A 17,753-nucleotide genomic window follows, 5' to 3' on the forward strand; every position below is an offset into this window, starting at 1 on the left:
ATCAGCCGGCCATGAAGCCGGTGCTGTCGCGCTGCCAGTATCCGGCGACCAGCGTGCGGTCGCGTCCCAGCCCCCGCACCTCGCGCCAGTGCGCGCGCACCCGCTTCGCCACCGAGGCTTCCGCCGCGAACCAGCCGAACGCCTGCTCGTGCCCGGGCCACGCCTCGCCACAGACCAGTTCCGACAGGCCGGTCGAAAGATCGGTCACGCCGCCCTTGCGATGCAGCCAGCGGATGTCGAAGCCCTCGGGCCGGTCGAGTTCCTGCTCCTCGGCGGCATCCTCCACCTCGATATAGGCGACGCCCCTGGTATCCGCCGCCATGCTCGCCAGCAGGCGGCCGACTGCCGGCAGGCCGGTCTCGTCGGCGCCCAGCACATACCATTGCGCCGTCTTCAGCGGCCGTCCGACCGGGCCGAGCACACCGACCGCGTCGCCTTCCGCCGCATGCGCCGCCCAGGACGAAGCGACGCCATGGTCCTGATGCATGACGAAGTCGACCTCCATCCAGCCCGCCTCGGCGTCGAGCCGGCGCACCGTATAGGCGCGCGAAACCGGCCGCTGCGTCTCCGACGGCCATGCCGGCAATCCGTTCGGCCCCATGACCGGCCACACCGGATCGGGATTCTCCGGCGTCGGAAACAGCATGCGTATGTGCATGCCGCCGAACAGGCCGAAGCGCGCGAGGTCGTCGCCGCCGAGGCGTATCCGGAGCATGCGCGGAGTCACGAAATCCTTTCCGGTCACCCGCATCAGGCGGAACTGCTCCAGCCGGGTCTCACCGGCGAGGTCACCTGTCCACACGATGCGCGGGTTTTCCGTCTTGGCGTAGAGCTGCACGGCCACCGCCACCAGGTCCTTGACCCGGGCAAGTCCGGTCTTGTCGGGCGCTTCGGCCGTCATCACCAGCCGCCCCTCGGGGAAATGCAGCGCGGCGCGGCCGAACGGATAGCGGAACTCGGCCCGCCCGTCCGCCCGCGACACGTCCGGATGATAGCTGCGCAGCCGGTCGACGATGTTTCCAGATAATCCGGTAGGTGGCTGAGCGGGATGTCTGCGCGGCTGCTGAGCGTCACGATGCGGTTCCTTTGATGCGTGGGGACGCCGGCTGCCCGGCGTCCGGTCCGGTTCAGCCGCCGATGCGGCCGGTGAGTGCGATCTTGAAGGTCCGGCCCTTGCCCTGCTCGACGTCGGACGCCGTCGCCCAGCCGGTCTGCGGGTCGGTGTAGGCCTCGTCGAAAAGGTTATCGACGCCGAAGTCCGCCCTCAGATTGTCGTTGATGTCCCAGTTGGCGAACAGGTTGACGAGGTTGACGCGCGGATAGACCTTCGTGCCGGTGCTCAGCACGCGGGTCACCTCGCCCATGCGCTGGTACTGGACGCCATAGGTCAGCCGGTCGTCGAAGGCGCGCAGGCCGAGCGTCATCGCCACATTGTCCAGCGGCGTGTTGCTCAGCGTGTCACCGGCATAGACGCCGTCGAGCATGGTCGCGTCGGTGAACGACATGGCGAGGTTGATGAAACCCCAGCCATAGTCGTAGACGCCCTCGAACTCGACGCCCTTCAGTCGGGCCGTGCCGACATTCTCCGACCGCGTGATGCCGCCGAAGGTGACGGTGTTGATGTAGTTTTCGACATCCGAATAGAACACGTCGGCCTTGACGCGCAGCAGGTCGCCGGGGGCGAAGACGTCGTCATACTGCAGGTTGACGCCAGCCTCCCAGGTGCGCGCCACCTCGGGCTTGAGGAGCAGGTTCGGCTCGTAGCCCGACCCATGCGCGCCGTTCTGGCGGAACACGTCCTGCAGATGCGGCACGCGATAACCCTCGGCATAGGTGCCGTAGACCTGGAAGCCTTCGACCGGCGTCACGCCGACGGTGAAGCGCGGCGACCAGCGGTTGCCGCTCAGCGACACTTCCTCGGCGGGCTGCAGGGGAGCCGGCTTCGATATCCCCTCGAGCTCGTAGCCGTCGTAGCGGAGCGCCCCTATGAGGTCGAGCCAACCAGCATATTCGCCCTCCCATTGCACATAGCCGCCATAGGCCATCTGCGAGCCGTTGCCGAAATTGTCGGTGTCGGATTCGCCCTCGAGGTCGTAGTAGTCGGCGCCGTAGGTCAGCGTGTGCTGCATGTTCAGCGCGTCGAACCGCGACGAATTGCGCGCGTTCACGCCATTGGTGGCGACGTCGTAATACCGCGTCTTGCCATAGGCGGAATTCGGCCAGACCTGGAACTGGTCGGCACGCGTGCTGGCGTGATAGGCGTTCGCCGCAAAATCCCAGAAGTCGTTGTCTTCCGGCTGGTAGGTATAGTTGCCGGTATAGGTATAGACCTCGGTGTCCGCGTCGTAGCGGCTGAGCGTCGACGAGGCCGAGCCGCTGGAGCCTGTGATGAAGTCGCCGTAGTCCTGGACGATGGCGCTGAGCTTGAGCTCGTGGCCGTCGGCCGGCCGCATGGTGATCTTGCCGAAGCCGCTCCTCACCTCTTCGCCGGTCCAGCGGACCACGTCGCCATTGCCGTCCGTATAGGGTTCGCTGTCGCGCCAGACAAAATTGCCGATGACGTCGAAGGCGTCGCTGAAGGCGTAGGCGCCGGTGGTGCTCGACAGCTTCCCCTCGCCATTGGTCTCGTAGCGCACCTTCTCGCTCAGCGCCCATGTCTCGCCGTCGCGCAGGAAGTCGCGCGCATCCCTGGTCTCGAACGCAACGACGCCGCCGATGCCGCCGGAACCATAGGCGTTGGAGACAGGCCCCCGGATCACCGTCACCTGCTTCAGGAGTTCCGGCTCGATGAAGAACGACCCCGAGCCGTGCCCGACACGCCAATAGTCCTGGCGCGCGCCGTCGAGCGTGACCGCGACGCGGCCGTATTGCTGCAGGCCGCGTATGTTGATTGAGGTCGCCGGATCGTCACCGTTGGTCGCCGCCGCCACACCGGGCACGCCGGTGAAGATGTCCGCCGCCGTGGTCGGCTGCATGCGGTCGATCTCCTCGCGGCCGACCACGCTGGTGCCGGACAGCGTGTCGATCACCGCCTGCAGCTGCATGGTGGCGGTGATGGTGATCCGGTCGAGGACAGTCGTCTTGCCGTCGGCCTTCGCCTCGGCGCCCTCGGCCTCCGCTGCATCCTGCCCTCCCTGGGGCAGGACTTGGGCCTCCTGGGCAAGCGCCAGACCCGGATTGAAGGCGCAAAGCAAAGTAAGGGCGGTGCCTGCCGCAACGAGGTTGCGGGGCAGCGGACGGCTGACCATCGATAGTCTCCAGCATGCAATGACAGCTGGCTGCGATGGCTGGCTCGTCTCGGTTGAGGATAACAGCTGAATATGAATCATGACTCTTAGAGTCAAGTTTTATTCGCTGCGGAATCAGAAGTTTGCAGGCGTTATGCTAAAGCGGCTCGAAACTTGGGCAAACGCTGCCGTAGCCGACGGCTTCAGCGCCAGCGCGATGGCCGGATGCGACCATTCGGCCTGCCTCCTTACGCGGGCCGAATGGCACTGACGGCTAGGATCGTATCGAGCGCAAACAGCTCATGGTCTACTTCGAAGCGACGATCTCGCAGGGCCCGATCGAGCGCATCTTGTATTTCGACTTGGCGCCGTTGCAACGGGCGATGGCGCGCTGCTCGGCCGCCTTCTGGGAAGATGCATTCCGGTCGATGCCGCAGAAGATCGCTTCATGCTGTCTGGCGAAGGGGCCGGCGTAGCGGGTCGAAGCATAGGCCGAGTGTCCCGGCGCTGCGACATAGGCTTTCCAGGCCGCGCCGCAGGAGCCTCTGGTATAGGCAGGGAGCACCTGTCCTCGCCTCTTGTCTCCGACCTGTCCGGCCAGCGACGCCGCCTCGACCGTGGCAGGAATTGCGAGTGAAGCCATCACGGCAGCGCAAAGCGCAGCCGCCAAACCATGTCCAAAATGCATCTGTACTCCCCCAAGCGTTCTTACACGCATAGGTAGTACAGATATATTTCGAGTTGTCCAGCCGGCCCTGAGGCCGACCGGGTGCGGGACGAGGCGAGGAACCCCACCAAGGCTCACTTCAGCGGCAAACATCGAACTCAGCGCCGCGAAAGTCGCCGAAATCGGCGCTCTGGTCACGCCCGACCGGATTTCCGGTGAGCGCTATTATCCGGCTGGCATGGCGATGACGAATGGATGGACCGTGCCGAAGGCTTCCGTGGTATGAGTCGTCCGCCTGAAAGCAACGGAGCTCAACATGAACCGCCGTAGTTTTATCCTTGCCCTCGGATCTGCCGCGCTTGTCCCAGCATTCCCTGAGATCGCGGAAGCCGCGACCTGGACAAGGTTGGGCACCGCCCGGGTGAACGGACGGCTCGACCGTGAAATCATTCCCGTCGGTCGAAGCCGCGGCACCTTCAGGCAGATCAGGCTGCGTGTGCGGGACAACGACCTCCTGCTTCTGGATGTCGTGGTGCGTTACGGGAACGGCACGGTCGAACGGTTCTCTGTCCGCAACCGAATCCGCCGGGGCAGCTACACGCGGACCTTTGACCTGCGCGGACGCGATCGGTTCATCCGCGAGATCTACTTCACCTATGGCAGGTTCACCGATCGTCGTGGATCGACCTCAGTCGAGGCCTGGGGCCGCCGTTAGAGCAATTCCAGCAAAAGTGCGCAGCGGTTTTGCGTCCGGAATTGCGTAAACAAACAGATAGAGCGGTTCCGTAAGAAACACGGAAACGCTCTAGGCAGCTTGGTGGCTTGAGTACCTCATGCCCTTAGCACGCCGCCCGTCTGCTTCCTGACGTTCTCGACGATCTTGCCGGCCAGCGCCTCGAAATCCTCGTCGGTCAGCGTCTTCTCGACCGGCTGGATCGACACCTCGATGGCGATCGACTTCTTGTCGGGGCCGATCGCGGCGCCTTCGAAGACGTCGAAGACCGAGACCGCGGATATCAGCTTCCGGTCGGCCGCCAGCGCCGCCTTGGTCAGCGCGCCGGCCTCGACCGTCCTGTCGACGACGAAGGCGAAGTCGCGCGTCACCAGCTGGAAGGGCGACAGGTCGAGCCTCGGCTTGGTGCGCGTCGGTTTCGCCTTCGGCTCCGGCACGGTATCGATGAACACTTCGAAGCCTGCCAGCGGACCCGACACGTCGAGCGTGGCGAGCGTCTTCGGATGAAACTCGCCGAAGTGCCCGAGCACCGTCTTCGGGCCGAGCTTGATCACGCCCGAGCGGCCGGGATGGTACCAGTCCGGAGCGCCCGTCTCGATCTGCAGCCGGTCGACCGGCGCGCCGCAGGCCTCGAGCGCGGCGATCGCATCGGCCTTGGCGTCGAACACGCCGACGTCCCCGGCATTGCCGGCCCAGTCGCGCCCCGAACCGTCGAGCTTCGCCGTGCCGCGCCTGACGCCTGCCGCCACGCGCCGCTGTTTCTCCGGCGCATCGCCCTCATAGGTGCCCGACACCTCGAACAGGGCGACGTCGCCGATGCCGCGATCGGCATTGCGCTGCGCCGCAGCGATCAGGCCAGGCAGCAGCGAGGGCCGCATGTCCGACATGTCGGCGGCGATCGGATTGGCAAGCTTCAGCGCCGGCTGCCCGCCGCCGAACAGTTCCGCGTGCTTTGCCGGGATGAAGGACCAGGTCACCGCCTCCATCATGCCGCGCACAGCCAGTGCACGCTTGGCCGCGCGGGTGCGCACCTGCAACGTGGTCAGGATCTTGCCGTTCACCGCATCATGGCTCCCAAGCGGCTGCGGCGCGATCCTGTCGACGCCGTGGATGCGCATCACCTCCTCGACGAGATCGGCCTTGCCTTCGACGTCAGGCCGCCAGGACGGCACCGCGACATCGACCGGGTCGCCATCGCCCTTCGGCTCGAAGCCGAGCCGCTTCAATATGCCGAGCGCCTCGGCCTTCGGCACCTCTATGCCGGTCAGCCGCCTCACCTCGGAGAAGGGGAAGGAAACCACCTTCGGAGTATGGCCGGCATAGCCGACCACCTCGGCCTCGCTCGGCTCGCCGCCGCAGAGGTCGAGCACCATCTTCGTCGCCAGTTCGAGGCCGGGCGACATGAATTCGGGATCAACGCCGCGCTCGAAGCGGTAGCGCGCATCGGTGATGATGCCGAGCTCGCGTCCGGTCCGGGCGATGTTGAGCGGCTCCCACAGCGCCGACTCGATCAGCACGTCGGTCGTGTTCTCGTCGCAGCCCGAATGCTCGCCGCCCATGACGCCGGCGATCGATTCGACGCCGCCATCGTCGGCGATGACGCACATCTCCGGCGTCAGCTCGTATTCGCGGCCGTCCAGCGCCAGCACCTTCTCGCCGGCGCTGGCACGGCGCACGACGAGGTCGCCCTTCACCTTCTTCGCGTCGAACACATGCAGCGGCCGGCCGCGGTCGAAGGTGATGTAGTTGGTGATGTCGACCAGCGCGTTGATGGGGCGCAGCCCGATCGCGATCAGCCGCTGCTGCAGCCATTTCGGCGACGGCCCGTTCCTGACGCCGCGCACCAGCCTCAGCGCGAAGCCGTGGCAAAGCTTCGGCGTGTCGCCGAACTCCAGCCTGACCTTGACCGGGCAATCGCCCTTGCCGGCGACAGGCGCGACCGCTCCGTCCTTCAGCCGGCCAAGGCCCGCCGCGGCGAGGTCGCGCGCGATGCCGTAGATGCTGGTCGCATCCGGTCGGTTCGGCGTCAGGCCGATCTCGATCACCGGATCATCGAGCTTCGCCCAGGCGGCGAAGCCGGTGCCGACCGGCGCATCCTCGGGCAAGTCGATGATGCCGTCATGCTCGTCGGAAAGCTCGAGCTCGCGCTCCGAGCACATCATGCCGTGGCTTTCGACGCCGCGGATCTTGCCGACCGACAGCGTCACGTCGATGCCGGGCACGTAGGTGCCGGGCGCGGCGAAGGCGCCGACCAGGCCCGCGCGGGCGTTCGGCGCGCCGCATACGACCTGCACAGGCGGCTTGCCGTCGCCGGTGTCCACCGTCAGCACGCGCAGCCGGTCGGCGTCCGGATGCTGAACCGCCGTCAGGACTTTTGCGATGACGAAGGGTTTTAGGCTGGCCTTGTCGTCCACCGATTCGACCTCGAGGCCGATCGAGGTCAGCCGCTCGACGATTTCATCCAGCGACGCGTCGGTCTCGAGGTGGTCCTTGAGCCAGGAGAGGGTGAGCTTCATGATTTTTACGTCTCGTCAGGTCTTGCTACGCTGGTTCTCAGATGCCTCGGCAGCCCGTCCGGCATGTGCACATAGGGCAGTTGCTCGCGCACATAGGCATGCAGCGTCGGCTTGTAGTTTTCCGGCGCGTCCATCGCGCCGAGCATAAAATAGAGCGTCTCGCCGATGCGCCCGTCGGCATAGGCGATGGGAGAACCGCAAACGCCGCAGAAGCTGCGCGTCACCGGTCCATTGTCGAAGCTCTTCAGCGCCTCGCCCGTCAGTGAAACCTTGTCCGCCGCAAAGCCGACGAAGGCAGACACCGGCGCGCCGGTCGCCTTGCGGCAGTCGGTGCAGTGGCAGTAGCTGACGTGATGCGGCTCGGCCGAAGCCTGGAACCGCACCGCGCCGCAGCGGCAGGAACCGGTGTGCTCCGTCACGCGCTCAGCCCTCCGAACAGCGTCGGCATGTCGAGCGGGCGGAAGCCGTAATGCTGCAGCCAGCGCACGTCGGCGTCGAAGAAGGCGCGGAGATCCGGCATGCCGTATTTCAGCATGGCGATGCGGTCGATGCCCATGCCCCAGGCAAAACCCTGATACTCGTCGGGGTCGAGCCCGCCGTGGCGCAGAACGTTCGGATGCACCATGCCGCAGCCGAGGATTTCCATCCAGTCGTTGCCCTCGCCGAAGCGCACCTCGCCCGGCCGCGAGCGGTCGCACTGGATGTCGACCTCGAGCGACGGCTCGGTGAACGGGAAGAAGCTCGGCCGGAAGCGCATCTTGAGCTGCGGCACTTCGAAGAACGCCTTGCAGAACTCCTCCAGCACCCAGCGCATATTGGCGACGTTGGCGCTTTTGTCGATGACCAGCCCTTCGAGCTGGTGGAACATCGGCGTGTGCGTGGCGTCCGAATCCATCCGGTAGGTCTTTCCCGGAATGACGATGCGGATCGGCGGCTTCTGCGCCTCCATGGTGCGGATCTGCACCGGCGAGGTGTGGGTGCGCAAAAGCTTCGGCTGGTTGCCGTCAACGCCGTTCAGGAAGAAGGTGTCGTGCATTTCCCGCGCCGGATGCCCCTCCGGGAAATTCAACGCGGTGAAGTTGTAGTAGTCGGTCTCGATGTCGGGCCCTTCGGCAATGGCGAAACCCATGTCGCCGAAGATCGCCGCGATCTCGTCGACCACCTGGCTGATCGGATGGATGCGGCCGCGCTCGGCCGGCGACTGGCGGACCGGCAGCGTCACGTCGAGCTTTTCGGCCGCCAACCGCGCCGTGATCGCGGCGTCCCTCAGTTCCGCCTTGCGCGCGCCCAGCGCCTCGGTGACGCGGTTCTTCAGCCCGTTGATGACGGGGCCCTTGGCCTGCCGTTCCTCCGGCGACATCGCGCCCAGCGTCTTCAGGAGCTCCGACACAGAACCCTTCTTGCCGAGCGCCGAAACGCGCACCGCCTCGATCGCCTGCTCGTCCGACGCGGCGGCGATCTCGCTCATCAGGGAAGTTTCGAGTGTTTCCATTTCGCTCATGTTCCGGATCCGGTCGGAGTGCTGGCTCAAAGAAAAACCCGCGCCAGCCCAGCCGGCGCGGGTTTCCCAAATCAGAATTTCGAATGCTTGGGAAGCGCGGCGGCCTTAGGCGACTGCGCTTTCAAAAGCGTTCGGGGTGGTGTTCTTCAGATATTCGAGCGCGGTCTTGGCCTTGGCGACCAGCGCGGCGAAAGCCTGCGGCTCGTGGATCGCCATGTCCGAAAGCACCTTGCGGTCGATCTCGATGCCGGCCTTGTTGAGGCCGTCGATGAAGCGGCCGTAGGTCAGGCCGTGCTCGCGGGTAGCGGCGTTGATGCGCTGCACCCAGAGCGCGCGGAAGTTGCGCTTGCGCGCCTTGCGGTCGCGATAGGCATACTGCAGCGACTTGTCGACGGCGGCCTTCGCCGTGCGGATCGTGTTCTTGCGGCGGCCGTAGAAACCCTTGGCGGCTTTCAGGACCTTCTTGTGCTTGGCGTGGGCGGTGACGCCTCTCTTTACGCGTGCCATGTCATGATCTCCTTAAATTGCGTCCAGCCGGCTCAGATGCCGCCGCCGTTAGGCAGGAAGTTCTTGATGACCTTCTCGCCATCGGGCTTGGCGAGGACCATGGTCCCGCGCGCATCGCGAATGAACTTGTTGGAACGCTTGATCATGCCGTGGCGCTTGCCGGCCGCAGCCGACAGGACTTTGCCCGTCCCGGTGATCTTGAACCGCTTCTTGGCGGCCGATTTGGTCTTCATCTTGGGCATTTTGCTACTCCTTGCCGGGGCCGTGCGCCCCTGTTGTTGTTTTCCGGACCGACCAAAGCCCGGAACGCATGAAAAACCGCCTCGGCATGCCCTGCCGGACGGTTATGGACGCGGGCCTATAGCAGCAGGCTGCGAAAAGCGCAACCGGGACGGCCAATTCGCCGCTCAATCGCCCTGCCGTTGCCGGTCCTGAGGTCGCCGGCCGGCGCCCGCCAGGATTGGGAGCGCCAGCGAAACGGCGGTGCCGGCCAGCGCCGAAACGATCATCAGCAGATGCGCGTTGATGCTCGCCTTGGCAAGCACCGCCGCCGCGCCCGCGCCCCGGTCCACGCCGAAGACCGCCGCACCCGCCGCGATGCCGGCCGGATAGGTGCCGACGCCGGCCGGCGCATGCACCGGCAGCACGGAGGAGAGCTCGCCGCCGAGCGCGCCGCCGAAACAGGCGGCGATCGGCTCCACCCCCATCAGCGCCAGCACCCAGGCCAGCACCAGCACCTTGACGCCCCAGTTGAGCACGGTGAGCGCCCAGGCGCGGACGAAGGCGGCGAGATTGCGCGGGATGCCGTCATCCACCTCCTCGACGAATTTTTCCAGCCTCTGCGGCAGCTTCCTGCGCGCGAGCGCCAGCACCGGATCGCGGAACGGAAGGACGACGATCGGCGACAGCAGGAAGGCAAGCCAGAGCAGCCAGGCCCACAGGCCGTAGCCCGCGCCGGCGACCAGCCCGATCCCCGCCGCCGCGAGCAGCGCATGCAGATCGAGCAGCCTGAGCACCAGCAGCGCCGAGGTACCGTGCGCCAGCGGCACGCCGAATTCCGAGCGCATCAGCAGCGGAAAGCTCGTCTCGCCGGTTCTGAACGGCAGCATGATGTTGAGCATGTTGTGGATCTGCGTGACCCTGAACAGCCAGAGGAAACGGCCGGCAGTCTCGCGCGGAAAATAGTCGGCGATCCGGTGCGCGCGCACGAAATAGGTGCCGACGAGAAGCACCAGGGCCAGGAGGACGCTCGGGACGCCGACTTCCGCCCAGGCGGCAAGTATGGCCGGCCAGCCCCATATCCATTGCACGAAGGCTGCGTAGAGCAGGATCAGCGCCACGGCCAGCAAGGCGATCCGGTTCTTCATCCGCCCATTTCGCTTTTCTGCTTCCTCGGCCACGCGTCGTCCTGCGATTGTCTAAGACAGGCTGCTCATGTAACAGGGCGGCCAAAGTCCGGGCTTATTCCGGGGAGACACCGTGCTGCAATCCCAACCCTTGCCGCTTCTTGCCACCGGGGCGGACAGCGAAATCGAGCTTTCGGTCCTGGTTCCGGTCCACAACGAGGCGGACAGCGTCGCGCCGCTGGTCGAGCGCGTATGCGAGGCCCTCGCGGATTTCGGCAAGCCGTGGGAACTGATCATCGCCGATGATGGCTCGACCGACGCCACGCTTGTCAATGCTCGCAAGGAATTCGCCCGCGAGGGTCTCGACCTCAGGATCATCGAGCTGCAGCGCAATTTCGGCCAGGCGGCGGCCCTCCAGGCCGGCATCGACGTGGCGCGGGGCCGGCTGCTGGCGACGCTGGACGGCGACCTCCAGAACGACCCGCACGACATCCCCAAGATGATCGCCAAGCTGGAAGAGCAGCAGCTCGACCTCCTGTGCGGTTGGCGCAAGGACCGCCAGGACGGGCTGGTTCTGCGCCTGATCCCCTCCTGGGTCGCCAATGTGCTGATCCGCAAGGTCACCGGCGTCAAGGTCCACGACTATGGTTGCGGGCTCAAGATCTACCGCACCAACATCTTGAAGCAGGTCAGGATCATGGGCGACATGCACCGCTTCATCCCGGCCCTCGTCGCCAGCGTCGCGCCGACCTCGCGCATCGGCGAGATGGTGGTCAGCCACCACGCGCGGCAGTTCGGCCTGTCCAAATACGGCATATCGCGAACCTTCCGCGTGATGCTCGACCTGCTTTCGGTCGTCTTCTTCATGAGCTTCAGGCATCGGCCCGGCCATTTCTTCGGCGTCATCGGGCTGAGCTTCGGAGCGCTCAGCGCGCTCCTCTTCCTCTATCTTTTCGGCGTGAAATTCCTGTTCGGGGAGGATATCGGCACCCGCCCGATGCTGATCGTCGCCGTCATGCTGTTCCTGGCCTCCGTGCAGATGATCACCACCGGCATCCTCGCCGAGATACTGGCCAGGCCCGACGGCGAGACGCGGAACTATTTCGTGCGCAGCCTCTACACGCGGGAAAAATAACGTGATCGACGGTCTGGCCCGGCACCCGGGCAGGGTCTACCTGCTGCTGGCTGCCTATTTCGCCGTCAATATCCTGCTTCGCCTCGCCAGCCCGGCATCGCTCGAGCTCGACGAAGGCCAGCAGCTCTTCCTCGCCCAGTGGCTCGCGCTGGGCTACGATTCACAGCCGCCCTTCTACAACTGGCTGCAATATTGGGTCGTCCAGTTGTTCGGCGACAGCGTGCTCGCCATTTCGCTGCTCAAGAACCTCATGCTGTTCCTGAGCTACCTCCTGCTCGGCTTGACCGCACATCTCGTCATCCGCGACCGGGTCCTCGCCGTCATCGCCACGCTCGGCCTGATCACCCTGCCGCAGGTTGGCTACGAGGCGCAGCGCGACCTTTCCCATACGGTGGCAGTGCTTTTCGCCGCCTGCATGTTCGTCTTCTTTTTCTTCCGCGCCCTCAAGCAGCCGAACGCTCTCGACTACGCCATGGCCGGCGTCGCAGTCGGGATCGGGGTCCTGTCGAAATACAATTTCGTCCTGCTGCCGCTCGCCGCGGCCGCCGCCCTGCTGCCCGACCGCGAGCTGCGCGCCCGGCTTTTCGACCCGCGCGTCCTGCTGACGCTCGTTGTCGGCGCGGTCATCGTGGCGCCCCACGCATTGTGGTTCCTCACCCACATGGACGAGGCGACCGGCCGTACGATGGGGAAGCTGACCGCCGGTTCGGACGGGCGCGGTTTCGACCAGATCGGCCGCGGCATCCTCTCCCTGGCGGGAGCGATCGCAGCGCACACCCTGCCGACGCTCATCGTCTTCGCCATCGCCTTCGGGCGCACGCTGCTCGAGTCGTGGCGCGCCGAAAACCAGTGGACGCGGCTGATCGGACGCATGTTCGCGATCTTCCTGGTCGTGCTCCTGCTGCTGGTCGTGTTCGGCGGCGCCAGTGACATCAAGGATCGCTGGCTGGTGCCGCTCTTCTTCCTGCTGCCGGTCTATCTGTGCGCCAAGATCGAGGCGTCCGGCGCCAGCTTTGCCGGCGCCTCGCGGCGGTTCGGCGCGATCGTGATCGCCATCATGGTGCTGGTGCCGCTCCTGCTCTTCGCGCGGGCGCCTGTGCTCGGCGCGATGGGCGATTACGGCAAGCAGAACGTGCCCTACGGCCCCGCCGTCGACGCGATCCTGGCCTCCGGCAAGGACCGGCCGTCGATCGTGCTGGCGAGCGACCACCAGCTAGCCGGCAATCTGCGCCTGCACGCCGCCGACATCTCGGTGACCATCCCCGGCTACGAGGCGCTGACGCAGCCCTATGCTTTCGACACGACACATCCGGTGCTGGCCATATGGCGTGCCAAGCGCGACGGCGAGCCGGCGCCCGAGCTGAACGCAAGCATGCGGGCATGGCTCGACAAGGCCGGCCTCGCCGGCAAGGACGTGGAGGTGCGAGACATGGCCGTGCCATACCACTACGGGCAGGACGGCGACGTCTATCATTTCAGCTATGCCTGGATTTACCCGGAACCGTAGCTTCCGCCTGGCGGCCGTTCAGGGCATCCGGAACAGCACCGGCAGGGCGCCCGAGAGCTGCGCCGCATCGATGATCTCGAAGACGGGCATCGCCACCAGGAAGACCAGTCCGTCGAGCAGCGTCACCAGGAGAAGGCTCGGCTTGAAGCCTGCCGTCTCGCCTTCCCGGTATAGCGACGGCTTCGGGAAGAAGCGTGGGACCGTCGCGAGATAGGCGCGGTAGTCGGCGCCGAGATTGGCCGACAGGAAGCGCTCCTCGCGCAGGATAACGATGTGGAAGGCGGCCGCGCAGGCCGCCCCGAAGCCGACCGCCGCGGTTATCGAGCCCATCTGGGCGCCGACGCCGACGGCGGCGATCGACGAGAAGACGTAGAGCGGGTTGCGGGTGATCGAATAGGGCCCGTCGGTGACGACGGTGGCCGATTTCTTGCCGCCTATGTAGAGCGTCGACCAGAGCCGGCCGGCAATGCCGATCACGATGAGCACGATGCCGGCCATCTCGATCGCCTCGTGGACGACGGTCTCCGGCGGGAAGATCGACTGGCCGAACAAAAGCACGAAGAAAACCAGCGCCAGCAGCACCGCCAGCGTGATCCTCCGCAGCCTCTGGTAGGACCGCAGCCCCGTGAGCGAATTGTCGGTCATGGTGTCGAAGCGGCTGGCGCGGCGCTCAGCGCGGCGCCAGCACCATCATCATCTGCCGGCCTTCGAGCTTCGGCTCGGCCTCGACCTTGGCGATCGCGGCGGTCTCCTCGCGGACCTTGTTGAGCAGCTGCATGCCGAGTTCCATGTGGGCCATCTCGCGGCCACGGAAGCGGAGCGTCAGCTTGACCTTGTCGCCTTCCTCGAAGAAGCGGCGAACCGCCTTCATCTTGGTCTCGTAGTCGTGGTCGTCGATGTTCGGGCGCATCTTGATCTCTTTGATCTCGATGACCTTCTGGTTCTTGCGCGCCTCGGCCGCCTTCTTCTGGTTGGCGTATTTCAGCTTGCCGAGATCGAGAATCTTGGCGACTGGCGGATTTGCGTTCGGGGAAATCTCCACGAGATCAAGTCCGGCCTCTTCGGCGAGCAGCAATGCATCATTTATGGATACTTCACCGAGATTTCCGCCGTCTGCGCCGATAAGTTGCACGCGGGGAACGCGGATATCGGTGTTTGCGCGGGGGCCGTCCTTCGTGGGCGCGGTAGCCTTGAATGGTCTGCGAATGGTAGTCGTCTCCTCGATCTGTTGACGTCAGGGATTTCTCTGGGCTCCGCCTATGTCGTGGCGGGTCAAAACAAGTCAATAGCACAAAGCGAAGAATAAATCACCAGACGCTTTGCGGATTGCCGGCGTTTCCGCGCGGCGAAACGGCGATAAATGCTCGCGGCCCGAGTTGTCCGGCGCCGGGCAGGAGCAGCGGTTCGCGGCCGGCGCTAGGCCGATTGGGCGACCTCCACCCACTTGCCTTCCTGGAACGACCGCGCCATCGCCGCGATGGTTCGCTCGATCAGGATGCCTTCCTCGAAACCGATCGAGACGCTCGGCTCGCCGAGCATGCGCGCGATCAGTTGCCGGCATTCGATGATCTTCAGGTCGTTGAAGCCGAGACTATGGCCCGCCGTCGGGATGAAGCGGTCGTAGGGCGGGTGGTGCGGCGCCGTCAGCACGGTGCGGAAGCCCTGCTCGGTGGCGCGGTCGGAGGTGACGTAGAGCTGCAGCTCGTTCAAGCGCTCCTGGTCGTAGAGGATCGACCCCTTGCCGCCAAAGATCTGGATGGCGATGCGGCCCTTGCGGCCCCAGGCGGTGCGGCTCACCGCGATGTAGCCCGACGCGCCGTTCTCGAGCCTGAGCATGATGGTCGCGATGTCGAACACCTCGACTTCGCGCTCGCCCTCGGGAGTCCTGCGGGTCGGATAGGGTTTCGCCATGTCGCACATCACGCGGCTGACGCGGCCGAGTAGCGTGTAGAGAAGCGACAGCGGGTGCACGCCGAAATCGTCGAGCGCGCCCCAGCCGTTGATCGCCTCGTGGCGCTGCTGGAACGGCGCCTCCGGGTCGGCGAGGAAATCCTCGTCCATCTCGATGCGGACATGGTTGACCGGACCGATCACGCCCTCGTCGAGCAGTTTTCTGATATGCCTGATCGCGGGGTTCTGGATGTAATTGTAACCCAGCACGGCGGCCTTGCCGGAGGCACGGGCGGCAGCCAGCATCTCCTCGGCCTCGGCGAGTTTTGGAGCCATCGGCTTCTCGCACCAGACATGCTTGCCCGCGGCAAGCGCCGCCTTCGCCATCTCCAGATGGAACTTGTTCGGCGTGGTGATCGAGACGACGTCGACCTCGGGGTCGGCGACCGCGCGCCTCCAGTCGCCCGATGCCTTCTCGAAGCCGAATTCGGCGGCCTTCCTGTGCGCCAGCTCCTCATTCGCTTCGCCGAGATGGACAAGCCTGACCGGCGGCACGTCGCCGAAGACCGGCCGCACCGAGTTCCAGGCGAGCGCATGGGCCTTGCCCATGAAGCCGGTTCCGATGAGGCCGACATTGATGGATTTCAACTCAGTGGCTCCGGAAAAATGGGGAGTAGGGAATAGCGAGTAGCGAATAGGTAGAAGGGATTGGGAAGCAGCGAAAGACTGGAGGGCGCTTTAGCGGGGAGATCGCAGACCTCCCTATTCCCTATTCGCTAAACCGTCCCCCCAAGCTCGCTCGACAGTTCCGCCAGCTCCTTGCCGCCGGCCATCATCGTCTGCAGCTCCTCGGCCGAGATCTCGCCGCGCGCGGCGGTGCCAAGCGTCTTGCCGCGGTTGAGCACGGTGAAGCGGTTGCCGACCGCGATGGCGTGGCGGACATTGTGGGTGATGAAGACGACGCCCAGCCCCTTCTTGCGCACCATGTCGATATATTTGAGCACCATCGAGGTCTGGCGCACGCCGAGCGCCGAGGTCGGCTCGTCGAGGATCAGCACCTTGGCGCCGAAATAGACGGCCCGGCTGATCGCCACGCATTGCCTCTCGCCGCCCGACAGCGTGCCCACGGCCTGGCCGGGATCGCGCACGTCGATGCCGATCCTCTTCATCTCCTCGCGGGTGATGCGGTCGCAGAAATCGAAGTCGACATAGCGGAACGGCCAGATGCCCTTGACCGGTTCGCGGCCCATGAAGAAATTGCGTGTCACCGACATCAGCGGGATCATCGCGAGATCCTGGTAGACGGTGGCGATGCCGGCGTCGAGCGCGGCGCGCGGGCCGGAGAAGTGGACCGGCTTGCCGTCGATCAGCATCTGCCCGCTGGTCGGCTTGTGCACGCCGGCCATGGTCTTGATGAAGGTCGATTTGCCGGCGCCATTGTCGCCGAGCAGGCAATGCACTTCGCCGGCATTGACGGTGACCGAGACGCCGGATAGCGCGATGACCGAGCCGAAATGCTTCTCGATGTCGCGCATCTCCACGAGGGGGGCGGGGGCAGGCATCAGCGTTCTCCCGTCACGCGCTTGCGGATGATGTTGTTGAAGAACACCGCCATCAGGAGCATCGCGCCGAGGAAGACCAGGTACCAGTCCTGGTCGATGGTGGTGTAGGTGAGGCCGATCAGCACCATGCCGAAGATGACCGCGCCGATGGCGGCGCCCACCGCCGAGCCGTAGCCGCCGGTCAGCAGGCAGCCGCCGATGACGGCGGCGATGATCGCCTCGAATTCCTTCTGGAAGCCGCGCCTTGCATCCGTCGAGCCGGAATCGAGCACGGTCAGGATAGCGACAAGCGCCGCGCAGCAGGCGGTGATCATGAACAGCGACGTCTTCACCCTCCGCACCGGCACGCCGGAATTGCGCGCCGCTTCCTGGTCGCCGCCCGATGCGAAGATCCAGTTGCCGTAGCGCGTGCGCGTCAGCACCCAGGCGGCGAGGATCGCGATCAGCGCGAACCAGATGATCTCGATCGGGATGCCGGTGACCTTGGGCTGGCCGTTGGGGAACTTCGCGATCAGGTCGTTGGCGGCAAGCCAGGCAAACAGCCCCTCGAACGCGTCGCCGGCGAATATCTCGTAGAAGAACGCGTCGAGCGGGCTTTCGGTCGCCGCCTCGCGCACGCCGCGCAACTGCGTCGAGCCGCCGGTCGCCCATTTCAGGCCGACCAGCGACAGGCCGCGCAGGATGAACAGGAAGGCCAGCGTGACGATGAAGGAAGGCAGGCCGGTATGGATGACGATCTGGCCGTTGAGCAGGCCCATCGCCGCGGCGAAGGCCAGCGTGATCGCGATCGCGAAGGGCAGGGGCAGGCCCATGGTGACGACGCAGGCGGCGAAGATCAGCCCGGTGAACGCCACCATCGAGCCGACCGACAGGTCGAATTCGCCGCCGACCATGAGCAGCGAGGCGCCGATCGCCAGGATGCCGAGCTGGGCCGCCGGCGCCAGGAAATTCATGATGCCGGAGAATTCGAACATGGTGGCGTTGGCGACCATGATGAAGAACACGGTGACGATGACGAGGCCCATCACCGCGCCCAGTTCCGGCCGGCGCATCATGCGCAGGATGAAGGAGGCTTCCTTGAGCCGCTCGTCCCTGACATGCCCGGGGACTTCACTCGGGACCTGACTGGGGCCGGCCGCATCCTGCTGAGACATGGATCCTC

At 65.4% G+C, this 17,753-nt stretch carries 17 protein-coding genes; 3 read left to right on the forward strand and 14 right to left on the reverse strand.

What is annotated here, in order from left to right; translation table 11 throughout:
• Position 1: 1 nt before the first annotated feature.
• The 3 genes from D8676_RS19135 to D8676_RS19145 all read right to left on the reverse strand — a co-directional run bounded on the left by D8676_RS19135 (position 2) and on the right by D8676_RS19145 (position 3,870).
• Positions 2 to 982: a siderophore-interacting protein gene (locus tag D8676_RS19135; RefSeq protein ID WP_245426909.1), complete on the reverse strand. Its 981-nt coding sequence runs from the start codon at positions 980 to 982 to the stop codon at positions 2 to 4.
• A gap of 145 nt (positions 983 to 1,127) precedes the next feature.
• Positions 1,128 to 3,248 (reverse strand): TonB-dependent receptor, encoded by a 2,121-nt coding sequence (locus D8676_RS19140; protein WP_121582693.1) that lies wholly within the window; start codon positions 3,246 to 3,248, stop codon positions 1,128 to 1,130.
• 286 nt (positions 3,249 to 3,534) lie between these two features.
• Positions 3,535 to 3,870, reverse strand: coding sequence for a hypothetical protein (locus D8676_RS19145; RefSeq protein ID WP_147448226.1), 336 nt, complete (start codon positions 3,868 to 3,870; stop codon positions 3,535 to 3,537).
• A gap of 340 nt (positions 3,871 to 4,210) precedes the next feature.
• Between D8676_RS19145 and D8676_RS19150 the strand changes: the two genes are divergently transcribed.
• Entirely contained in the window at positions 4,211 to 4,609 is a 399-nt protein-coding gene (locus D8676_RS19150; protein ID WP_147448227.1) for a hypothetical protein, read from the forward strand.
• 116 nt (positions 4,610 to 4,725) lie between these two features.
• Here the strand turns inward: D8676_RS19150 and pheT are convergent, their stop codons facing one another.
• The 6 genes from pheT to D8676_RS19180 form a co-directional block, all read right to left on the reverse strand.
• On the reverse strand, positions 4,726 to 7,143 hold the full coding sequence (gene pheT / locus D8676_RS19155) for a phenylalanine--tRNA ligase subunit beta (protein WP_121582696.1): 2,418 nt from the start codon (positions 7,141 to 7,143) through the stop codon (positions 4,726 to 4,728).
• 5 nt (positions 7,144 to 7,148) lie between these two features.
• Entirely contained in the window at positions 7,149 to 7,562 is a 414-nt protein-coding gene (locus tag D8676_RS19160; RefSeq protein ID WP_121582697.1) for a GFA family protein, read from the reverse strand.
• Positions 7,559 to 8,644 (reverse strand): phenylalanine--tRNA ligase subunit alpha, encoded by a 1,086-nt coding sequence (pheS, locus tag D8676_RS19165; protein WP_121582828.1) that lies wholly within the window; start codon positions 8,642 to 8,644, stop codon positions 7,559 to 7,561. Before pheS ends, D8676_RS19160 begins: the two co-directional genes overlap by 4 nt.
• 105 nt (positions 8,645 to 8,749) lie before the next feature.
• Entirely contained in the window at positions 8,750 to 9,151 is a 402-nt protein-coding gene (gene rplT / locus D8676_RS19170; protein ID WP_121582698.1) for a 50S ribosomal protein L20, read from the reverse strand.
• Positions 9,152 to 9,183: 32 nt separating this feature from the next.
• The gene (rpmI, locus tag D8676_RS19175; RefSeq protein ID WP_121582699.1) at positions 9,184 to 9,393 is read right to left on the reverse strand and encodes a 50S ribosomal protein L35; all 210 of its coding nucleotides are present in this window, start codon (positions 9,391 to 9,393) and stop codon (positions 9,184 to 9,186) included.
• Positions 9,394 to 9,558: 165 nt separating this feature from the next.
• On the reverse strand, positions 9,559 to 10,518 hold the full coding sequence (locus D8676_RS19180) for a lysylphosphatidylglycerol synthase domain-containing protein (protein ID WP_121582700.1): 960 nt from the start codon (positions 10,516 to 10,518) through the stop codon (positions 9,559 to 9,561).
• A gap of 112 nt (positions 10,519 to 10,630) precedes the next feature.
• On the opposite strand from D8676_RS19180, the gene D8676_RS19185 reads away from it, so the two are divergent.
• Both D8676_RS19185 and D8676_RS19190 read left to right on the forward strand, forming a co-directional pair.
• Positions 10,631 to 11,632 carry a glycosyltransferase family 2 protein gene (locus tag D8676_RS19185; RefSeq protein ID WP_121582701.1) on the forward strand — a complete coding sequence of 334 codons (1,002 nt, stop codon included), beginning with the start codon at positions 10,631 to 10,633 and terminating at the stop codon, positions 11,630 to 11,632.
• 1 nt (position 11,633) lies between these two features.
• A complete protein-coding gene (locus tag D8676_RS19190) occupies positions 11,634 to 13,139 on the forward strand; it encodes a glycosyltransferase family 39 protein (protein WP_183097167.1) in 1,506 nt (501 codons plus the stop codon).
• An 18-nt stretch (positions 13,140 to 13,157) separates the two neighbouring features.
• On the opposite strand, the gene D8676_RS19195 is transcribed toward D8676_RS19190, so the two are convergent.
• The 5 genes from D8676_RS19195 to D8676_RS19215 form a co-directional block, all read right to left on the reverse strand.
• Positions 13,158 to 13,784 carry an isoprenylcysteine carboxylmethyltransferase family protein gene (locus tag D8676_RS19195; protein WP_121582703.1) on the reverse strand — a complete coding sequence of 209 codons (627 nt, stop codon included), beginning with the start codon at positions 13,782 to 13,784 and terminating at the stop codon, positions 13,158 to 13,160.
• 25 nt (positions 13,785 to 13,809) lie between these two features.
• On the reverse strand, positions 13,810 to 14,346 hold the full coding sequence (gene infC / locus D8676_RS19200; RefSeq protein ID WP_121582704.1) for a translation initiation factor IF-3: 537 nt from the start codon (positions 14,344 to 14,346) through the stop codon (positions 13,810 to 13,812).
• Between the two features lie 209 nt (positions 14,347 to 14,555).
• Positions 14,556 to 15,677, reverse strand: coding sequence for a Gfo/Idh/MocA family oxidoreductase (locus D8676_RS19205; RefSeq protein ID WP_121582705.1), 1,122 nt, complete (start codon positions 15,675 to 15,677; stop codon positions 14,556 to 14,558).
• Between the two features lie 128 nt (positions 15,678 to 15,805).
• A complete protein-coding gene (locus D8676_RS19210; protein ID WP_121582706.1) occupies positions 15,806 to 16,591 on the reverse strand; it encodes an ATP-binding cassette domain-containing protein in 786 nt (261 codons plus the stop codon).
• On the reverse strand, positions 16,591 to 17,745 hold the full coding sequence (locus D8676_RS19215) for an ABC transporter permease (RefSeq protein ID WP_121582707.1): 1,155 nt from the start codon (positions 17,743 to 17,745) through the stop codon (positions 16,591 to 16,593). The genes D8676_RS19210 and D8676_RS19215 overlap by 1 nt, the downstream gene beginning before the upstream one ends.
• Positions 17,746 to 17,753 lie beyond the last annotated feature (8 nt).

It is taken from the genome of Mesorhizobium sp. YM1C-6-2 (genome assembly GCF_003666685.1).
Classification (GTDB): domain Bacteria; phylum Pseudomonadota; class Alphaproteobacteria; order Rhizobiales; family Rhizobiaceae; genus Mesorhizobium_K.